The organism is Acinetobacter sp. FDAARGOS_494 (assembly GCF_003812225.1).
GTDB classification, from domain to species: Bacteria; Pseudomonadota; Gammaproteobacteria; order Pseudomonadales; family Moraxellaceae; genus Acinetobacter; species Acinetobacter baumannii.
On the sequence record NZ_CP033866.1, the window covers coordinates 1681841 to 1701956 of the forward strand.

Genomic DNA, 20116 nt, shown 5'->3' on the forward strand with positions numbered 1-20116 from the left:
TTTTTTATTGATTCATCTGGAGCGAAAGTTAAGCAGCTTTTGCTTTTAATGCGCTCATAAGTTTTTGATGTAAGCCACCAAAACCACCATTCGACATAATTACAACGGCATCACCCTCACCTGCTTCATTGACAATACGTTCAATAATTTCATCAAGTGAACGGCTGACTTGGGCATGGTTAGTCGCGGCTTCAATCACAGGTTGTAAATCCCAGTCTAGGCCTTCTGGCTGATACCAGATCACTTCGTCTGCTAAACGTGCAGAATGTGCCAAGCCATCTTTATGGCTACCCATGCGCATGGTATTTGAACGTGGCTCAATAATGGCCCATAAACGACGTTCGCCTAAACGTTTACGTGCGCCATCTAAAGTCGTGTCGATTGCTGTGGGATGGTGAGCGAAGTCATCATAAACCTCAATACCATTGATCGTGCCGAGTAACTCCATACGGCGTTTTACACCGCCAAAGTTAGACAAAGCTTCACATGCCTTTTCAAGCGAAACGCCTACATGCTGAGCGGCTGCAATCGTTGCCAATGCATTCGCTACGCTATGCTGCCCTGTCATGCTCCATTTCACTTCGCCAACAACATTGCCATTTTCGAGTACTTTAAAATGGCTGCCATCAATTGAAATTAATTCAGCAGACAAAGCCGCTTTTTCATTTGCTTCTAAACTTGTACGAATCACTGGTGTCCAGCAGCCCATTTCAAGTACTTCATCAATATGAGTTTCGGTAATTGGCGCAATAATACGGCCTTCACTTGGAATAGTACGAACCAGATGATGGAATTGCTTTTGAATCGCTGCTAGGTCATCAAAAATATCGGCATGGTCAAATTCAAGGTTATTTAAAATCGCCGTTTTTGGATGATAATGAACAAACTTAGAACGTTTATCGAAGAAAGCTGAGTCATATTCGTCGGCTTCAACCACAAAGTATTTGCCACCGCCTAAACGAGCGCTTTCACTAAAACCAAGTGGAACACCGCCAATTAAAAAGCCCGGGTTTAAACCCGCCTGATCAAGTACCCAAGCGAGCATGGTTGTCGTAGTTGTTTTCCCGTGAGTACCCGCCACACCAAGCACATGTTTACCTTGTAAAACGTGATCAGCAAGGAACTGTGGACCAGAAATATATGGCAGACCTTCATTTAGCATGTATTCGACGGCATCTATACCACGTTTCATGGCATTGCCGACAATAACCAAGTCCGGATGAGGCTGTAAATGGCTACGGTCATAGCCTTGCATGAGTTCAATACCTGCATTTTCTAACTGGGTAGACATTGGCGGGTAAACGTTTGAATCGGAACCTGTTACCTTATGTCCTAAATCACGAGCTAAAAGTGCTAAAGAGCCCATAAAAGTGCCACAAATACCCAAGATATGCAGATGCATTGCTCGCCTTCTCCACTGCTTTTGTACACAGTATTAATGTGAATTACTGTGTTTTCATTATTGATAAATTTGCCAGCAACGATAGCAAGGCTCAACTGGAAAAGATAGTCAAAATTCGTTGTTGTTCTATGTGTTTGAGGCGTTCATAAAAGTACAGCTTTATTTTTTAGATTTAAGCTGAATTACAGTTTTATCTTTTATAATATTTTCGATCCATATTAATACTTACATCATCGTGATGATGAAGGATGTGCCTTTGAGCCCAACGGTTTTAGCTTTCGTTCTGTTAATTATTTCTAACTGTTTTATGACACTTGCATGGTATGGGCATCTTAAGTTTTTGCACCACGCACCATTCTGGCAAGCGATTTTATTCGGTTGGACTATTGCCCTGCTTGAATATAGTTTTATGATTCCGGCAACTCGACTCTTGAGTGACCAAGGTTGGACTTTGGGTGAAATGAAAATTACCCAAGAAGTTGTCACGCTTATTGTATTTGTTCCATTTATGGTGTTGCTATTTAAGCAGCCGTTCAAGCTAGACTATGTTTGGGCTATGTTATGCCTGTTTGGTTGTGTCTATTTTGTATTTAGAAGCCAGTAAAATTATATGAAATTGGGTTTTCAGACAGATCGTTGTTAAATCCATCGGAATCATGCTTTTTCCACATAAACTTGGGCTTTGGGGTGAGTGAAAAAACAGCTATAATATTGGCCTCATCTTTTTCTCTCATGCTTGGCTTGGTACAAGTCGAGTTTTTACCATTTTTACGCTTTGGAAATGCCAATGAACGCGGTCGCAACAGATACCCAACCTTTAGTCGGAATTATCATGGGTTCCCAGTCCGATTGGGCAACGCTTGAACATACTGCCAATATGCTTAAACAACTTGGTGTCCCATTTGAAGCGGAAGTGGTATCTGCTCACCGTACTCCGGACCGTTTGTTTGAATATGCAGAAACTGCGCGTGATCGTGGTATTCAAGTGATTATTGCAGGCGCTGGTGGAGCTGCGCATTTACCAGGTATGTGTGCGGCAAAAACTGATTTACCTGTGTTGGGTGTACCAGTTAAATCATCAATTTTAAATGGCGTAGACTCATTACTTTCAATTGTACAAATGCCAGCAGGTATCGCTGTAGGTACTTTGGCAATTGGTCCGGCTGGTGCGACCAATGCTGCGATTATGGCTGCTCAAATCTTAGGTTTAACTCGTCCTGAAATCGCAAAAAATGTTGCAGATTTCCGTGCTGCACAAACTGATAAAGTTGCAAGCAACAATATTCCGGGACAGGTTTAAGAGGCTGAAATGGATAAAACTATCGGTATTTTTGGTGGTGGGCAATTGGGCCGTATGATGGCGCAAGCAGCTTTACCATTAAATATTCAATGTACTTTTTTTGAAGCAAATACAGATTGTCCAGCAGGTGTTTTAGGCCAAGTTTTTTCTAGTCAAGATGAACAAGGTTTAAAGCAGTTTATTGAAAGCGCTGATGTTTTCAGTCTTGAGTTTGAAAATACACCTGTTGCAGATGTAGATGTGTTAACACAAACTAAAACACTGCACCCTCCCCGTATTGCTTTAGCAACTGCGCAAAATCGTTTGTCAGAAAAAGCATTGTTTGATGAACTTGAGATTCCTGTTGCGCCGTATCGTGCTGTAGATAGTCTAGAAAGCTTGAAAAAAGCTGTTGCTGAGCTTGGTTTACCAATTGTACTTAAGACTGCAACTGGCGGATATGATGGCAAAGGTCAGTTTGTACTTCGTTCCGAAGACCAAATTGATACAGCTTGGGCAGAGCTTGGTCCTGCAAAAAGTTTAGTGGCTGAAAGCTTTGTGAAATTTTCTCGCGAAGTTTCGATTATTGCAGTACGTGGTCAAAATGGTGAAGTAAAAACTTGGCCATTGGCTGAAAACCACCATCACAACGGTATTTTGTCGCACTCAATCGTACCTGCACCGAATAGTGAAGCTCTACAACCTGTTGCTCAAGACTACATTACGCGTTTGTTAAATCATCTCAACTATGTAGGTGTGCTAACTCTCGAGCTATTTGTGACAGAACAAGGCTTGTGTGCAAATGAGATGGCACCACGTGTGCATAACTCAGGTCACTGGTCAATTGAAGGTGCTGTATGTTCACAGTTTGAAAACCATATTCGAGCTGTTGCAGGACTACCATTGGGGTCAACAGACGTTGTTCGACCAACGGTTATGATCAATATTATTGGTCAGCATCCTAAAACTAAAGATGTTTTGGCACTAAATGGCGCTCATCTGCACCTTTATAACAAATCGGAACGTGCTGGCCGTAAATTAGGCCATATCACTTTAATGCCTGTGGATAGTAACGAATTGACGAATTTATGCCGTCAGTTAGCGAAAATTTTGCCAGAACCACTCGCTTTAACAGATGATATGACCATTTAAATAAGTTAAATTTTTTAAAAAGCGATCTTCGGATCGCTTTTTTTGTCTTTTAAATTTAAAAAAATATTAAAAACCTGTTATTTGCTTGCTGTGGATAACTTTTGTTGAGCTTTTGAATTTAAATATAGGCTCTAATTTTGAATTTAAAAATGAAATAAGTTGTTTTGAGAGTTTTTGAATTTAAAATAAGTTATCCCCAATGTTTGAAGTTTGAATTTAAATCTTGTGCTTCAGCTTGTGTTTGTTTTGAATTTAAAAAGATGTATGTCGTCTGAATGATATTTTAAATTCAAAACTGCGCCTGACTTTTAAATTTAAAACGTATATTCATGAGTAGCCAAGGGCTTGTACTTCACAAGAGTTATGAAAAGCATAAAGAATATAGTGTGTGAGGCAGTTTAGATGTGTGGTTTTATAAGTTATCCACAAGTGGATTGGGTTTGGATTTTTAAATTTAAAATGAAGTTTTTGAATTTAAATTAGAGGGCAGATTTTGAATTTAAAAATTAATTCATCTTGTGAGGAAAGTTTTAAATTCAAAAATAGAGGGGAAATTTGAATTTAAAACTCTGGAAATGAATTTAAAGAAGTAATTATGAATTCAAATTTACGATTTCTCTCTGAAAAATTTGAGTCCATAATGGTATGGTACTTACAAATTTAAATTTAAAAATTGAACTAGGATAATATGCGACGTTTTTCTTGTATTGTTGGGTCTGTATTTTTGGCGATGACCCAGGCTCAAGCAGAGCTGGTAATTAATGGTTCTACAATATCTAGTAATGCGACTGTTCCAGTAACGAATAGTGATACTTATACGCCTAATAATAATTTCCAGAGCTGTTTGGCAAATTTACGTTCACAGGCTATTGCTGCTGGTGTTTCAGGTAGCACTTATGATGGCTATACGCAAAATTTAACACCAGATTACTCGGTGATTGATAAGTTAAATTACCAACCAGAGTTTTCGACACCGATTTGGGATTATTTGTCTGGTCTGGTAGATGAAGAACGTGTTGCACTTGGAAAACAAAAACTTGTACAACACCGTGATGTTTTAAATCGTGCTTCTCAAGAGTATGGTGTGCCTGCTGAAACCATTGTAGCAGTATGGGGCGTTGAAAGTAATTTTGGTGATATCTCTGGAAAATATCCTTTATTACAAGCGCTTGGAACTTTAAGTTGTGAAGGGCGCCGGCAAAGTTATTTCCGTACTGAGTTTTTTGCCACAATGCGTATTTTACAGCGTGGTGACTTAACCGAAGATCAACTTAAAGGTTCATGGGCAGGAGCATTTGGTCATACTCAATTTATGCCATCAACTTATGAACGCTTAGCGGTTGATTTTGATGGAGATGGCCGACGCGATTTAGTATCGAGTACTGCAGATGCATTGGCATCAACGGCTAATTTCTTGAATAAAGCAGGTTGGCAGACGGGTATGCCTTGGGGTTTTGAAGTTCAAATTCCAGCAGGCATGTCAATTGATGGAGAAGGACGACGCTCGAAAAAACCATTAAGCAGTTGGAGTGCGCGAGGAGTAACACGGATTGATGGTTCGCCACTAATACAAGGTCCTTTGTCTGGTAGTACGCCAGCCGGTTTAATGGCTCCAGCAGGACCAAGTGGACCAGTATTTTTAGTATTTAAGAATTTTGATGCTATTTATAGTTACAACGCTGCGGAAAGTTACGGGCTTGCAATTGCACATTTGTCTGATCGCTTAAGAGGAGCAGGTCCATTTGTTAGCTCTTGGCCAACTGATGATCCTGGTACTTCACGTGCAGAGCGTCGCGAAATTCAGCAATTTTTGATTAATCGTGGTTATGATATTGGTGCTGTTGATGGATTGATTGGCGATAAAACCCGTGTTGCTATTCGTCAGGAGCAAACCCGTTTAGGTTTAAATCCAACAGGACGGGCAGGGCAACAAATTTTACGTGCATTCCGCCAAGAACAAGCACGAAAAATGATGCAATAAAATATTCAATAAAAAAGGTCTGCATATGCAGACCTTTTTTATTGAACAGCTAAACTATAGATTGATCTAGCTTAACTGCTTCCAATATATCAAAAATAACTGAGGTAACATCTTGGCTTAAATCACGGTCATTAAAAATTTCATAAGCAGTAATTGTGACATCTGTATCACTTGGTAGCTGCTTTTGTTCTTCTTCAATTAGGTGCTCGATAGGCAATAATGTCTGCTTAACTTCCAGATGTAAAATATCTTTATATTCAATATTTTCATCTTCAAGCTCAATTTCTTGCTCATTGAAGTAAGGTAATAAAATAGAATGAAGGTAAGGTTTAAGTTCAATAATATCAAATAGTTCGATATCTCGAGTTTGCTCAATCGTACTAATGTGATCATTTACTTCAATCAGGATATGATAATAACTCATCTTGATCTCCATTCTATTTTAGACGGCTCTTACAACCACAATAACATGACTTTGACATGAATTTCGATGTATCTATTTATAAAATAGATACATCGTATGAGTTCAGTATCTAATTATTGAGGTAAAGCGCTTAATAGATCACGATCAGCATCAGTTAAAATATTACTTTTTTTATCGCTATCTTTTCGAACTGAGTACATTAAAGCACCCGGTTGATCACTATGTTTTAAGCCAAGTGCATGGCCTAATTCATGAGCAATTGTTAAACGTAAATCATCAATAGAACTATATTCATAGATCATGATTTGTTTACCGTTATAAATACCTTTCTTAAATACATCAGCTTGGGCATTTTGCTTAAACTGATTTAATGATTGATTGAATTCATCATTAATCTGGTTAAAGTGAGTAACCTTTTTATTTAAGTCTGCAGCTTGCTGATTATAAGCAGCGATATCTTTCTTTAAAGCAACTGTCTGTTTCTGTAAATCTTTCTGAGTTTTCGAAAGGGATTTTGCGGTGTATTCAGGTGCTAATTTTCCTTCCTTAAATTGCATCATCTGTTGATCAAAATTCTTCAATTTCTCATTTAAGATCTGTTTTTTATTTTCAAGATCCGATTGAGTTTGACTTAAATTTTGCTTCAACTGTTTAATTTGTTGTTGCTCATCAATTACACGTTGTTGGTCTTGTTTGAACTGAGAAGCGATTTTTTGACGCTCTGCTGAACGATTTTGGCTGTCATCGTATACAAGACGAATTTCTAACTTTGCATTTGGGTCATAAGTAAAGTAATTTTTACCTGTACCTTCTTTCCAAATATCAGCAGCTTGCTGTGTAATCTGGATCAATTGCTCTTGACTTAAACCAAAACGAGGGTCAACTTCAGCAATTTTATATGTCAAATGTTGAACATTTTTTTGCTGAACTTGGGTGTGTAGGGGAGTCGCAAGATTAGCATTAGCCTGAAAATTAGAAAAAGCAAAGGCCATGCCTAATAACAAAGAAGTTAAACGCATAATCAAAGGGGGGAGATTTGAAAAAAAACGTATTATAAGAATATAAAATGAAAAATCAATCAAAAAATATACAATTTCGACAAAATAATGAGACTTGAGTCTCATTATTTTTTACCAAATGCCAAATTATTTTTTAGTAAAAATTGAATAGTTTTTATTTTATTTAGTTTATTTAATCAGTTAGTTTTAATGATTTTCGTCATTTGAACCATATAATGTAGCCAATAGATCTAAATCTGAATTTGTTAATTTGAAGTTATGAATATCCTGCTCTCTTAAAAGAGGGTACATCAAAGATTTAGGATCATCGGTGTGTTTTAAACCTAATGCATGTCCAAACTCATGAGCAAGTGTTAGGCGCAAATCATCGAATGAAGTAAAGCCATAAATCTGAATTTGGTTTTGACTAAACAAGCCTTTATGAAAAGTCTTTGAGCCAGAAGTCGTGCTCAAATTAAATTGCTCAATAGATTGATTAAGCAAGCTTTGTTGTTGATTTATTTGCTTAATTTGTCTATTAAGCATTTCTATTTTATTGCTGTGTTGAGAAAACTTTGTTTGTAATTCTAACGAAAGCTGGCTTAACTCAGCTTGGCGTTTGTTTAAACTGCTTTGAGTAAATTGCCCATAGTTTCCTTGATTAAAAAGAGATACATCTTTTTGATATTGTTCGAATTTATACTTGAGATTCTCTTTTTCTTTATTCAAAAGAGTAGTTTCCTGATCAATTTGTTGTTTAAATAAAAGAATAGCTTTATTTTTCTCTCTCCATTCTTCCTGCTGCTTTAATAGCTCATTTATACTATTTTTTCTTTCATTTTGAGTAGCTTGTTGATTGTCCAATACCAAATTAATGGTAAGCTCTGCTTGAGAATCGTAAATAAAATAGGTTTTCCCAGTTTCTTTTTGCCAAATTTCAGCTGCTTCTTTACCAATTTGAATAAATTGTTCTTTCGTTAATTCAAAACGTGGATCTATATAATTCATCCTATATTTTAAAGGCTGATTAAAAGAAATATTTGATAAATTGCTTTGAGCAAAAGCAGCTATCTGTAAGCTTATACTGAAGTATAAACTTATTCCCCACCATAGAAATTTTTTCATGGCAAAAATAAAAATATAAATAAATTCTTATTGTTAGGATGTAATCCTTATTCGTCAAAGTGATAAAAATGACCAGAGTTAGCGATTTTTTTGTGATCTTGCTAAAGAAAGAGAATAAATAAATACATGTGTTTGGCATTAATAGAAAAATTAATGGATTTCATAACAGTGATTTTAATTTTTTAAAATATCTATAAATAATAAATAGTTAGTTTTTATAATTGACTATTTTGCCCATTAAGTTCATGAAAATATATAAAAAATATTATTGTTACTTTTTGTAAATAATAAAAAACCGCGCTTTCGCGCGGTCTTTTTTAAAGAGACAAATTATTTTTTGTCATCTTTTACTTCAGTGAACTCAGCATCTACAACGCCATCGTCTGCTTTTTGTTGACCAGCATCACCACCTTGGAATGCATTTGGGTCGAAACCTTCAGCACCGCCAGCTTGTTGCGCTTGTTCATAAGCACGTTGAGTGATCGGCATTAAGATGTTTTGTAAAGCTTCAGTTTTCGCTTTGATTGCTTCAACATCATTTTCTTTTGTTGCTGCTTCAAGTTCAGAAACTGCTGTATTTACCGCTGTTTTTTCATCTTCAGTTACTTTGTCACCAAGATCTTTAACAGCTTTGTTTGAGCTTGAAATTAATGCATCAGCTTCGTTACGAGCTTTTGCAAGTTCTTCAAACTTACGGTCTTCTTCAGCATTTGCTTCTGCATCTTTAATCATCGCTTCGATTTCAGCATCAGATAAACCTGAGTTTGCCTTAATCTGGATCGATTGCTCTTTACCAGTGCTCTTGTCTTTTGCAGACACTTTCAAGATACCGTCAGCGTTAATATCGAAAGATACTTCAATTTGTGGCACACCACGTGGAGCAGGTGGGATGTCACCTAACTGGAAGTTACCCAACAATTTGTTTTGTTGAGCCATCTTACGTTCACCTTGGTAAACTGAAATATCTACCGCTGGTTGGTTATCAGCAGCAGTAGAGAACACTTGTGATTTCTTCGCAGGAATCGTCGTGTTTTTCTCAATGATTGGTGTTAATACACCACCCATTGTTTCAATACCTAAAGTTAATGGTGTTACGTCAAGAAGCAATACGTCGTTCTTGTCACCAGACAATACAGCACCTTGAATTGCAGCACCGATTGCAACTGCTTCGTCAGGGTTCACGTCTTTACGTGGCTCTCTACCGAAGAATTCTTGTACTTTTTGTTGTACAAGTGGCATACGAGACTGACCACCAACTAAGATGACGTCAGAGATGTCAGAAGTCGAAAGACCAGCATCTTTAAGAGCAATCTTACAAGGTTCGATAGTACGAGCAACTAAATCAGCAACTAAACCTTCAAGTTTTGCACGAGTTACGTTGATCACTAAGTGTTTAGGACCAGTCGCATCAGCAGTGATGTATGGAAGGTTGATTTCAGTTGCATTCGAAGAAGAAAGCTCGATTTTTGCTTTTTCAGCAGCTTCTTTCAAACGTTGTAACGCAAGTGGATCGTTTTTCAAGTTTACGTTTTGTTCTTTCTTGAATTCTTCAACCAAGTATTCAATTAACGCGTTATCGAAGTCTTCACCACCAAGGAAAGTATCACCGTTAGTTGATAACACTTCAATTTGTTGGTCGCCATCAAGATCCGCGATTTCAATGATAGATACGTCGAATGTACCACCACCTAAGTCGTAAACTGCAACTTTACGGTCGCCTTCTTTTTTGTCCATACCGAACGCAAGTGCAGCAGCAGTTGGTTCGTTAATGATACGTTTAACATCTAAACCAGCGATTTTACCCGCATCTTTAGTTGCTTGACGTTGAGCATCGTTAAAGTAAGCAGGAACGGTAATTACCGCTTCAGTTACTGTTTCACCTAAATAATCTTCTGCAGTTTTTTTCATCTTTTTCAAGATTTCAGCAGAGATCTGTTGAGGTGCTAGTTTTTTATCGTTTACTTCAACCCAAGCATCACCGTTGTCTGCTTTGATGATTTTATAAGGTACAAGACCGATGTCTTTTTGTACTGCTTGATCTTCATAACGACGACCAATTAAACGCTTGATCGCGAATAATGTATTTTTAGGGTTTGTTACTGCCTGACGCTTAGCGCTTTGGCCCACTAAGATCTCGCCATCTTTATACGCAATGATCGATGGAGTTGTACGTGCGCCTTCTGCGTTTTCGATTACTTTTACTTTATCGCCTTCAAGTACAGCAACACATGAGTTGGTAGTACCTAAGTCAATACCAATAATTTTTGCCATTTGGTGTGTTCCTCTAAAATTCTGTTGCAATGTTTTTGCTTGTTATTCGATATGAGAGTCAATCGGTTTTTTTCAAGCATTTTTATGAAAAAAAATCAAAAAACTCTCAAATTCTTGGGCTTTTAGCAAAGAGATGCTTTGCTTTTGCTCATTTTATTGACCAACCATAACCATAGCAGGGCGCAATAAGCGGCCATTTAAGGTATAGCCTTTTTGTAAAACGGTACCGATTTCATTTGCTTTTGCATTTGGATCAATGCCAACAGCTTGGTGTAAATCTGCGTTGAAACCATTTTGAGTATCAGCTTCTACAACGCCAAATTTCTCAAGAGTCGTTAAAAGTGACTTTAAGGTTAACTTAACACCTTCAAGTACAGGCGTTTCTTCATCGCCAGCTGCCTGAATTGCGCGTTCTAAATTATCGACAGAGTCCAACAATTCTTTTGCAAATTTCTCAAGCACAGTCTCTTTATGCTTCTCAGACTCACGCTGAATACGCTCTACACTTTTTTGTGCTTCGTAAACTGCATTGGCAGTACGAGCTTTTTCAAGCTTAAGATTTTCTTCTAGTTTAGTGATTTGCGCTTGTAAAGATTCAACGGTAACGTCGTTTGCTTGCTCTACACCTTCAGCCTGAGTTTGCTCGTTAGATTGCTCAACTTGCTCATTTTGAATGTCTTGAGCTTGCTCGTTTTGCTCATTAGCCATTGATGATCTCCGTTTAAATGGGTTTTTAAACATGTACAGTCCTTTTTGGCATCAGTATTTACTGTGTAAAACCTGAACTGCCATGCATATGCTGTAATTCATTAATAGGGATGAAGTATGGGCATTGCCTAAAAATTCAAGCGTACACGGCAATTTAAAGCTTTTAATTTTGCGGTTTTAAGTAAAAATCTAAATTTTCGATCATAAAAGCTATAAATTCTTGAGTGATTCGGGGTAAATGTTGTCTAGAAGCATACACGACCGACAAACTTAACTCGGGGGCCGTAAAATTTTTAAATAAAGCTTTTAAGCGTTTTTCTTTTAAATCTTTCTCAACTAATAATGTAGGCAACATTGCGACTCCCTGTGCATGTAAGCACATATCGTAAAGTGCATTCACATCATTACTTTTAAAAGTGACATTTAGAGGATAGTTCTGAGGTTGTTGCTCATTATCAAAAAGTGTCCAGAATTGATGTTGGCTATGATGTGCAATACATTCATGTTGAATGAGTTGACGAGGATGGAGTAGGGGACTGTGCTGTTTTAAATAATCAGGATGAGCACAGAAAACGGATTCGATTTGACAAACTGGCCGTGCAATTAAACCATCTGCGACTTTTTGAGTAATGCGTAGTGCCAAGTCCACTTGTGCATCTATAAGATCCATCGTGCTTTCAGTCAGGTACACATCAAACTGAATATGAGGATGCTGTCTCTTAAATTGCCGAATACATTCCGCAACCCCAAGTTCAAATAGAAATAATCCGCATGTAAAACGGATTGTACCGTTGTGTTGTTCAGGTGCTGCGAGTTCTTGTAAAAGTTGTTGCTGCTGTAAAATATTTTCGCAGTAGAGCAGGGCTTTTTCACCTGCGGGTGTAAGAGATATTTTTCGGGTATTTCTCTGAAATAGTCGAGTTGAGAACGTATGTTCAAGGTGCTCAAGATAACGCGAAACCATTGCACGAGAATAATTAAGATGCTCTGCGGCTTTAGTTAAATTACCGTGTTGTGCAATAGAAACAAAGACCTGAATGGCTTTTAAAGTATCCATATGTCTAGCTATTATTACAATATATGCAACAGTTTATCTTAAATTAGTGCGTTTATCTTACATAAATTGCAATTTAAAGTGTTCTTCATGAAACAGGAGAATACCTAATGAAATTATTTAAATTATCCGCTTCCGCACTTGCTACTGCTACGGCATTAACTATGGCTCAGTCAGCTCTTGCTCAAGATCTGAAAATTCAGAGTTTTCTGGCTAAACCAGAGCACTTTGGTGTCACCTCAACCTTAATAGAAGGCAACAAAGAAGTTTTACTGGTTAATGCACAATTCTCAAAATCTGAAGCATTACGTATTGCTGCAAATATTCTCGATAGCGGTAAAACATTAAAAACTATTTTCGTAAGCTATGGCGACCCGGACTATTATTTCGGCTTAGATGTATTTAAACAGTATTTCCCGAATGTACAGATCATTGCTACGCCGGAAACAGTAAAGCATATTCAGGATACTCAAGCGCTTAAAGTTAAATATTGGGGGCCACAAATGGGTGCAAATGCACCTAGCCAGATTATTGTGCCTCAAGCTTACACTGCTAAAACTTTAAAACTTGAGAATGAGTCAATCGAGATTAAAGGTAAAAAAGAACTTACTTATTTATGGGTTCCTTCTGCAAAAGCAGTTGTGGGGGGGATTCCGGTATCTTCAGGTATTCATTTATGGATGGCAGATACACCTAAAACCAAAGATCGTGTGGAAGTCATTCAATCTTTAGAAAGCATCAAAGCACTCCAACCTAAAATTGTTGTACCTGCTCATATGGTTGAGGGAACTCCACAAGGTTTAGATGCTGTTAACTTTTCAATTAGCTATTTAAATAGTTATGAAAAAGCAGCTAAAGCAACTAAAAATGCTACTGAGCTGAGCAAGCTCATGCAGAAGCAATACCCAACGCTTCAAAGTGTTGATAGCTTAGAGCTCGGTGCTAAAGTGGTAAAAGGTGAAATGCAGTGGCCATAATCTAGCGTTTAAGCCATATTAACTTTCAAGAAAGCCGTGACAATTCACGGCTTTCTTACAGAAAAATCGATTTTAAAAGTCAAAAAGCTCTGTAACAATCTACGCAACTTATATTGCGTTTCTATAAAGGGAAATATTTTGAATATATCTATCAAATAGAGAAAAAATAAAAAATTGATAAAATTAAACAAGTGCTTATCTATAGTTTCATTTATAAAATAATATAGTTGATTTAAGAAAGTAATTTTAATAAAAAATTGCCTCTGTACACGATAAAAATAGATAACTCATTGAAATAATGTCATAATAATTGTTTTCTAACGACGAATACTATGACACATCTCAATGAGTTATATCTTATCTTAAACAAATATCTAAAATGGAACAAGTCACATTTAAAGTGCTTTGCGCTCATCATGCTTGTGATTATTTTAAAGCAAACATGTAATCTTTCTTCTGCATCTAAAGCCTTGCCCATCAAGTGCTTACCACAATCATTTTATCGACGTATGCAGCGCTTCTTTGCAGGTCAGTATTTTGATTATCGTCAAATTTCTCAGTTGATTTTCAATATGTTTTCATTCGACCAAGTGCAACTGACTTTAGATAGAACCAATTGGAAATGGGGAAAACGAAATATTAATATCCTGATGCTCGCAATCGTTTATCGTGGAATAGCGATACCTATCCTTTGGACATTGCTTAATAAACGTGGAAATTCAGATACGAAAGAGCGTATTGCTTTGATTCAACGCTTTATAGCCATTTTTGGTAAAGACCGTATTGTGAATGTGTTCGCAGACAGAGAGTTTATCGGTGAGCAGTGGTTTACATGGTTAATTGAACAAGACATCAACTTCTGCATTCGTGTTAAAAAAACTTCATTGTCACCAATCATTTAGGAAAGAATCATAAAATTAGTGATTTATTTCGCCATCTTAAAGTTGGTCAAATTGAATGTCGTAAACGACGGATTTTGGTTGGTCGGGTGAAACTATATATAAGTGCACTACAGTTAGAAAATGGAGAGCTTTTACTCGTCGTTTCTCCTCAGTTTAATGCCAATGCTATTCAGGATTATGCATTACGCTGGGAAATTGAAACCTTATTCAGTTGTCTCAAAGGACGCGGGTTTAATCTTGAAAATACGCGCTTGACAGACCCTAGACGAGTGAAAAAATTGATTGCGGTGTTAGCTATAAGCTTCTGTTGGTGTTACTTAACGGGTGAATGGCAACATGATCAAAAAAAAGCGATAAAAATAAAGAAGCATGGACGACTCTCAATGAGTTTATTTCGCTATGGTTTAGACTATGTTCAAATGGCGATTCAGCGTTTAATTGGTTTTGGGAAAAAAGAAGAGTTTAAGGAAATTTTGGCAATTTTAAGAAGGCAGAACCCTGATAGGATAAGGGTTCTGTGAAATTTGTCGTGTACAGAGAAAAATTGCAGAATTTGTACCGCTATTACTACAAAAGACAACCAATGATACGCACGTTGAGAAAAAAAATTGTGAATTATAGGCAGCGCGAAGATGAACTTTGCATTTAAATGTTTGTCGTAATGAAAGGAAAGCTATCATGAAAAAATTAGGTCTTATCTCTGTAGTACTTGCTGGTGTTGCATTTACAGCTGTTGGTTGTGCATCAGAAGCTGGTTTAAATGCTTCTGGTTCTGCTCAAACAAGTGCTAGCCCATCTGGCGTACAAGCTGGTGTTGGTGTAGATGCAGGTGTTTCTGGTCAAGCTCAACCAGGTCAAGTTGATGCTGGCGCTTCTGGTTCAGTTTCAGGTTCTGCAACTGCTCAGTAATTTGCTGCTAAAAATAAGAGATATGAGTTTATAGAACGTATATGTTCAAGATGCCGATACATATATGAAATGAGCTGCTACTCATTTTTCTATAAATTAGAGAGAATTTATATTCCTCAAAAAAGCCCCAAGAGACTTATTGCTTTGGGGCTTTTTATATAGAAGTAGTATGTTTAGTCATCATGACGATAATCTCTATGATCATGATCTCGGTCTTCTAAGCGTTTCTTCTCCCATTTACGGTGTCGTTTTTCCCATTCACGACGATCCTTTTCCTGTTCGCGAATATCTTTGCGTTGTTGTTCATATAATCTTTTACGCTCTTCCCAACGTTTGCGTTCCCACTCACTATATCGACGTCCATCGTTACGGTCATAACGATCGTCGTCATGATCATGGTAACCATAACCACCGCGATAATAAGGATCATCTGTATAAGCAACACAGCCTACAGTTAAAAGACTGGTTGCTAACAAAGTAACAACTAGTTTTGCTGACATAGCAGTACCTCTTTTTGTCTGTTAACAATAATTGGCAAAAAAGTCCTGTTTTAAACGACAGATTTGTTAATGACATTTGCTATAAATCAGATTAGCGTAGATTGGTTTTTACCTTTGTATCTTGATTGCATGAGTTGTATGCGAATATAGTCAAACAACAAAGAATTCTGTAGAAAATATGAAGGATAAGAGGGATTCAAGGAGACAGGCATGACAGCATTTAATCAAAAAATTCAAACATTGCTAGATAAGGGGCAAGGTCCTGCCGCTCGAGCACTTGATAGGTTACCTAGACTAGCTCAAGAGTCTCTCGCTAAAATTTTAGGATACTCTTATCAATATCCAGATCTCGATTCATTTACGAAATGCATGATGGCTGTGCAAATTAAACAGGGGAGAGTGGGATTTATTGGTTCAGACCCAATTGAATCAAGAAGAGCATTCGATGCACAAATGCAGGCCATACGCCAAAAACCAACTGATATTGAGTTAGTAGAAGATATCCGCTTACCCCTACAAAGCGGGACTATCTTTGCTAGGCATTATCATCCTGCCCCTAATAAAAAATTGCCATTGATCGTGTTCTATCATGGAGGTGGTTTTGTGGTAGGTGGTTTGGATACTCATGATGAGGTCTGTCGCTTATTAGCAAAATATGCAAAAGTACAGGTGCTCAGTATCGACTATCCTTTAGCACCTGAAGTTTCACCACAACATTTAATTCAATCGTGTGAAGATGCATTAGCTTGGGTTTATCAAAACCGCAGACAATTAAAAATATTAAAAAGTAGAATTGCTGTCGCAGGGGATAGCGCTGGCGGAAATATTAGTACTGTTGTAGCGCAAAGATCAGTAAATAAAGCTTATGCTCCACAGGCACAATTATTGATTTATCCTACAGTCGACTTCAAAAGCAGACATCCTTCATTTTACGCTTATAACGAAGGGTTAGTCTTAACAAATACTGATATTGACTATGTCACACAATATTATGCAACGCATCATAATGTAGAACTTGATGATCCAATAATTTCACCTACCTATGGCAATCTAAAGAAAAACCCGCCCGCTTTTGTGATTACAGCGGGGCATGATGTCTTACATGATGAAGCTAAAATATATAGTCATAAGTTAAGACAAAATGGCGTGAAAATGCATTATGAAGAATTTCCGGATCAGACCCATGGCTTTATTAACCTGACTCCGATTTCTAGAAAAGCAAAACGTTATATGATCGAAATTAGTAAAAACTTTAGAAAGTTTTGGGATAAAAATAGTTAAGTAAGCTGATTAATCCATGTTTCACGTGGAACGTGGATTAATATAAAAGCTATTAATAAATACTCACTAGAATTGTTTGCCGTAGGCGATTAGATTTAACGGTTAATTATTTATAAAGTTGTTGTAGGGCAATATGAAAAAATTACTAATGTTGTTGTGTTTAGGAGTAAGTAGTCACTCAGTGTGGGCGAATACCTTAGTTGAGATGCAAACAAATTTAGGCAACATCGAAATAGAGTTATACGATGATAAAGCACCAATGAGTGTGAATAACTTTAAAGGCTATGTAAAATCTGGTTTTTATAAAGAGACCATCTTTCACCGTGTCATTCCAGGATTTATGGCTCAAGGTGGCGGAATGACTGCGAACATGCAGGAAAAGACAACACGAGCACCTATTAAAAACGAAGCAGGAAATGGTATTGCAAATACACGAGGTACTTTGGCGATGGCCCGTACTTCAAATCCTGATTCAGCAACTAGCCAGTTTTTTATAAACGTTGCAGACAATAACTTTCTTAACCGTTCACCAGGAAATCCCGGATATGCTGTTTTTGGTAAAGTGGTCAAAGGAATGGATGTAGTTGTCCGTATTGTTCAGGCTCCTACATCAAACTATGGCATGCATCAAAACGTACCAAAACAGCCTATAAAGATAGTAGATATAAAAATCAAAAAATCTCAAAAATAAATTAACCATATAAATCAGCTATTTAATTATTTTTAAAATTTTATTTGGCTGAAAAAGAACCGGTCGAGCGCGCATATTTATAAAAGTGCTTGCGTACTGGTTTTTTTTCCCTATAATGCACTCATCCCGACGCGATACACGAGAATATCTTAGCTTACAGGGTTAAGATGAAGGTTTTGTATTGCGTTGAATTCTGTCTCTGATGAGGAGCAGAAAAATCATTAAGAGAATTGAAGAACAACTTGTGTGGATTTTTACTGATTGATTAATCGAAATAATTTTCATTGATTGATTGGTTTAAATTACTCGAAGTTTATTTGAGCGAAATTTAAGTCAGTAATTGATGAGCCAGAATTGGTACCTTGTCTATAAATAAGGTGCAAAATGATTTTAACTGAAGAGTTTGATCATGGCTCAGATTGAACGCTGGCGGCAGGCTTAACACATGCAAGTCGAGCGGGGGAAGGTAGCTTGCTACCGGACCTAGCGGCGGACGGGTGAGTAATGCTTAGGAATCTGCCTATTAGTGGGGGACAACATCTCGAAAGGGATGCTAATACCGCATACGTCCTACGGGAGAAAGCAGGGGATCTTCGGACCTTGCGCTAATAGATGAGCCTAAGTCGGATTAGCTAGTTGGTGGGGTAAAGGCCTACCAAGGCGACGATCTGTAGCGGGTCTGAGAGGATGATCCGCCACACTGGGACTGAGACACGGCCCAGACTCCTACGGGAGGCAGCAGTGGGGAATATTGGACAATGGGGGGAACCCTGATCCAGCCATGCCGCGTGTGTGAAGAAGGCCTTATGGTTGTAAAGCACTTTAAGCGAGGAGGAGGCTACTCTAGTTAATACCTAGGGATAGTGGACGTTACTCGCAGAATAAGCACCGGCTAACTCTGTGCCAGCAGCCGCGGTAATACAGAGGGTGCGAGCGTTAATCGGATTTACTGGGCGTAAAGCGTGCGTAGGCGGCTTATTAAGTCGGATGTGAAATCCCCGAGCTTAACTTGGGAATTGCATTCGATACTGGTGAGCTAGAGTATGGGAGAGGATGGTAGAATTCCAGGTGTAGCGGTGAAATGCGTAGAGATCTGGAGGAATACCGATGGCGAAGGCAGCCATCTGGCCTAATACTGACGCTGAGGTACGAAAGCATGGGGAGCAAACAGGATTAGATACCCTGGTAGTCCATGCCGTAAACGATGTCTACTAGCCGTTGGGGCCTTTGAGGCTTTAGTGGCGCAGCTAACGCGATAAGTAGACCGCCTGGGGAGTACGGTCGCAAGACTAAAACTCAAATGAATTGACGGGGGCCCGCACAAGCGGTGGAGCATGTGGTTTAATTCGATGCAACGCGAAGAACCTTACCTGGCCTTGACATACTAGAAACTTTCCAGAGATGGATTGGTGCCTTCGGGAATCTAGATACAGGTGCTGCATGGCTGTCGTCAGCTCGTGTCGTGAGATGTTGGGTTAAGTCCCGCAACGAGCGCAACCCTTTTCCTTACTTGCCAGCATTTCGGATGGGAACTTTAAGGATACTGCCAGTGACAAACTGGAGGAAGGCGGGGACGACGTCAAGTCATCATGGCCCTTACGGCCAGGGCTACACACGTGCTACAATGGTCGGTACAAAGGGTTGCTACACAGCGATGTGATGCTAATCTCAAAAAGCCGATCGTAGTCCGGATTGGAGTCTGCAACTCGACTCCATGAAGTCGGAATCGCTAGTAATCGCGGATCAGAATGCCGCGGTGAATACGTTCCCGGGCCTTGTACACACCGCCCGTCACACCATGGGAGTTTGTTGCACCAGAAGTAGCTAGCCTAACTGCAAAGAGGGCGGTTACCACGGTGTGGCCGATGACTGGGGTGAAGTCGTAACAAGGTAGCCGTAGGGGAACCTGCGGCTGGATCACCTCCTTAACGAAAGATTGACGATTGGTAAGAATCCACAACAAGTTGTTCTTCATAGATGTATCTGAGGGTCTGTAGCTCAGTTGGTTAGAGCACACGCTTGATAAGCGTGGGGTCACAAGTTCAAGTCTTGTCAGACCCACCATGACTTTGACTGGTTGAAGTTATAGATAAAAGATACATGATTGATGATGTAAGCTGGGGACTTAGCTTAGTTGGTAGAGCGCCTGCTTTGCACGCAGGAGGTCAGGAGTTCGACTCTCCTAGTCTCCACCAGAACTTAAGATAAGTTCGGATTACAGAAATTAGTAAATAAAGATTAAGATCTTGGTTTATTAACTTCTGTGATTTCATTATCACGGTAATTAGTGTGATCTGACGAAGACACATTAACTCATTAACAGATTGGCAAAATTGAGTCTGAAATAAATTGTTCACTCAAGAGTTTAGGTTAAGCAATTAATCTAGATGAATTGAGAACTAGCAAATTAACTGAATCAAGCGTTTTGGTATGTGAATTTAGATTGAAGCTGTACAGTGCTT

General features: G+C 38.4%; 16 protein-coding genes, 2 tRNA genes, 1 rRNA gene and 1 pseudogene. 12 read left to right on the forward strand and 8 right to left on the reverse strand.

Annotation, left to right across the window (positions count from 1 at the left end):
- Positions 1 to 28: 28 nt before the first annotated feature.
- Entirely contained in the window at positions 29 to 1402 is a 1374-nt protein-coding gene (mpl, locus tag EG365_RS08145) for a UDP-N-acetylmuramate:L-alanyl-gamma-D-glutamyl-meso-diaminopimelate ligase (protein WP_000550105.1), read from the reverse strand.
- Between the two features lie 241 nt (positions 1403 to 1643).
- On the opposite strand from mpl, the gene EG365_RS08150 reads away from it, so the two are divergent.
- The 4 genes from EG365_RS08150 (at position 1644) to EG365_RS08170 (ending at position 5814) form a co-directional block, all read left to right on the forward strand.
- Positions 1644 to 2006, forward strand: a complete 363-nt coding sequence (locus EG365_RS08150) for a DMT family protein (RefSeq protein ID WP_002018080.1) — start codon at positions 1644 to 1646, stop codon at positions 2004 to 2006.
- A 183-nt stretch (positions 2007 to 2189) separates the two neighbouring features.
- A complete protein-coding gene (gene purE, locus EG365_RS08160) occupies positions 2190 to 2702 on the forward strand; it encodes a 5-(carboxyamino)imidazole ribonucleotide mutase (RefSeq protein ID WP_000994663.1) in 513 nt (170 codons plus the stop codon).
- Between the two features lie 9 nt (positions 2703 to 2711).
- The gene (locus EG365_RS08165; RefSeq protein ID WP_000361796.1) at positions 2712 to 3833 is read left to right on the forward strand and encodes a 5-(carboxyamino)imidazole ribonucleotide synthase; all 1122 of its coding nucleotides are present in this window, start codon (positions 2712 to 2714) and stop codon (positions 3831 to 3833) included.
- Positions 3834 to 4521: 688 nt separating this feature from the next.
- Positions 4522 to 5814, forward strand: coding sequence for a lytic murein transglycosylase (locus tag EG365_RS08170; protein ID WP_001252435.1), 1293 nt, complete (start codon positions 4522 to 4524; stop codon positions 5812 to 5814).
- Between the two features lie 49 nt (positions 5815 to 5863).
- On the opposite strand, the gene EG365_RS08175 is transcribed toward EG365_RS08170, so the two are convergent.
- From EG365_RS08175 to EG365_RS08200, 6 genes and pseudogenes are all read right to left on the reverse strand, one after another.
- On the reverse strand, positions 5864 to 6250 hold the full coding sequence (locus EG365_RS08175; RefSeq protein ID WP_001985173.1) for a hypothetical protein: 387 nt from the start codon (positions 6248 to 6250) through the stop codon (positions 5864 to 5866).
- Positions 6251 to 6351: 101 nt separating this feature from the next.
- Positions 6352 to 7362 (reverse strand): M57 family metalloprotease, encoded by a 1011-nt coding sequence (locus tag EG365_RS08180; protein WP_001237496.1) that lies wholly within the window; start codon positions 7360 to 7362, stop codon positions 6352 to 6354.
- A gap of 81 nt (positions 7363 to 7443) precedes the next feature.
- Positions 7444 to 8361: a matrixin family metalloprotease gene (locus EG365_RS08185; protein WP_000714212.1), complete on the reverse strand. Its 918-nt coding sequence runs from the start codon at positions 8359 to 8361 to the stop codon at positions 7444 to 7446.
- A gap of 330 nt (positions 8362 to 8691) precedes the next feature.
- Positions 8692 to 10632 (reverse strand): molecular chaperone DnaK, encoded by a 1941-nt coding sequence (gene dnaK / locus EG365_RS08190; RefSeq protein WP_001062605.1) that lies wholly within the window; start codon positions 10630 to 10632, stop codon positions 8692 to 8694.
- Between the two features lie 153 nt (positions 10633 to 10785).
- The gene (gene grpE, locus EG365_RS08195; RefSeq protein ID WP_001262789.1) at positions 10786 to 11340 is read right to left on the reverse strand and encodes a nucleotide exchange factor GrpE; all 555 of its coding nucleotides are present in this window, start codon (positions 11338 to 11340) and stop codon (positions 10786 to 10788) included.
- Between the two features lie 128 nt (positions 11341 to 11468).
- Positions 11469 to 12397, reverse strand: a pseudogene (locus EG365_RS08200) (LysR family transcriptional regulator).
- A 107-nt stretch (positions 12398 to 12504) separates the two neighbouring features.
- Here EG365_RS08200 and EG365_RS08205 point away from each other — a divergent pair.
- The 3 genes from EG365_RS08205 (at position 12505) to EG365_RS08215 (ending at position 15182) form a co-directional block, all read left to right on the forward strand.
- A complete protein-coding gene (locus tag EG365_RS08205) occupies positions 12505 to 13371 on the forward strand; it encodes an MBL fold metallo-hydrolase (RefSeq protein ID WP_000765237.1) in 867 nt (288 codons plus the stop codon).
- A 332-nt stretch (positions 13372 to 13703) separates the two neighbouring features.
- Positions 13704 to 14794, forward strand: a protein-coding gene (locus EG365_RS08210; RefSeq protein WP_085940413.1) for an IS4-like element ISAba1 family transposase whose coding sequence is annotated in 2 segments (ribosomal slippage) — positions 13704 to 14244 and positions 14244 to 14794 — 1092 coding nt in all. Because the reading frame shifts where the segments join, the coding sequence is not laid out codon by codon here.
- Between the two features lie 157 nt (positions 14795 to 14951).
- A complete protein-coding gene (locus EG365_RS08215; protein ID WP_000733015.1) occupies positions 14952 to 15182 on the forward strand; it encodes a hypothetical protein in 231 nt (76 codons plus the stop codon).
- A 173-nt stretch (positions 15183 to 15355) separates the two neighbouring features.
- Here EG365_RS08215 and EG365_RS08220 read toward each other — a convergent pair whose 3' ends face one another.
- Positions 15356 to 15682 (reverse strand): hypothetical protein, encoded by a 327-nt coding sequence (locus tag EG365_RS08220; protein WP_001274777.1) that lies wholly within the window; start codon positions 15680 to 15682, stop codon positions 15356 to 15358.
- Positions 15683 to 15892: 210 nt separating this feature from the next.
- Between EG365_RS08220 and EG365_RS08225 the strand changes: the two genes are divergently transcribed.
- The 5 genes from EG365_RS08225 to EG365_RS08245 all read left to right on the forward strand — a co-directional run bounded on the left by EG365_RS08225 (position 15893) and on the right by EG365_RS08245 (position 19849).
- The gene (locus EG365_RS08225; RefSeq protein ID WP_000123588.1) at positions 15893 to 16963 is read left to right on the forward strand and encodes an alpha/beta hydrolase; all 1071 of its coding nucleotides are present in this window, start codon (positions 15893 to 15895) and stop codon (positions 16961 to 16963) included.
- Positions 16964 to 17096: 133 nt separating this feature from the next.
- Complete coding sequence (locus EG365_RS08230) at positions 17097 to 17654, forward strand: peptidylprolyl isomerase (RefSeq protein ID WP_004644054.1); 558 nt, start codon at positions 17097 to 17099, stop codon at positions 17652 to 17654.
- A gap of 391 nt (positions 17655 to 18045) precedes the next feature.
- Positions 18046 to 19582 (forward strand): 16S ribosomal RNA (locus EG365_RS08235).
- Positions 19583 to 19641: 59 nt separating this feature from the next.
- Positions 19642 to 19718, forward strand: a tRNA-Ile gene (locus tag EG365_RS08240).
- Positions 19719 to 19773: 55 nt separating this feature from the next.
- Positions 19774 to 19849 (forward strand) — tRNA-Ala (locus EG365_RS08245).
- Positions 19850 to 20116: the final 267 nt, after the last annotated feature.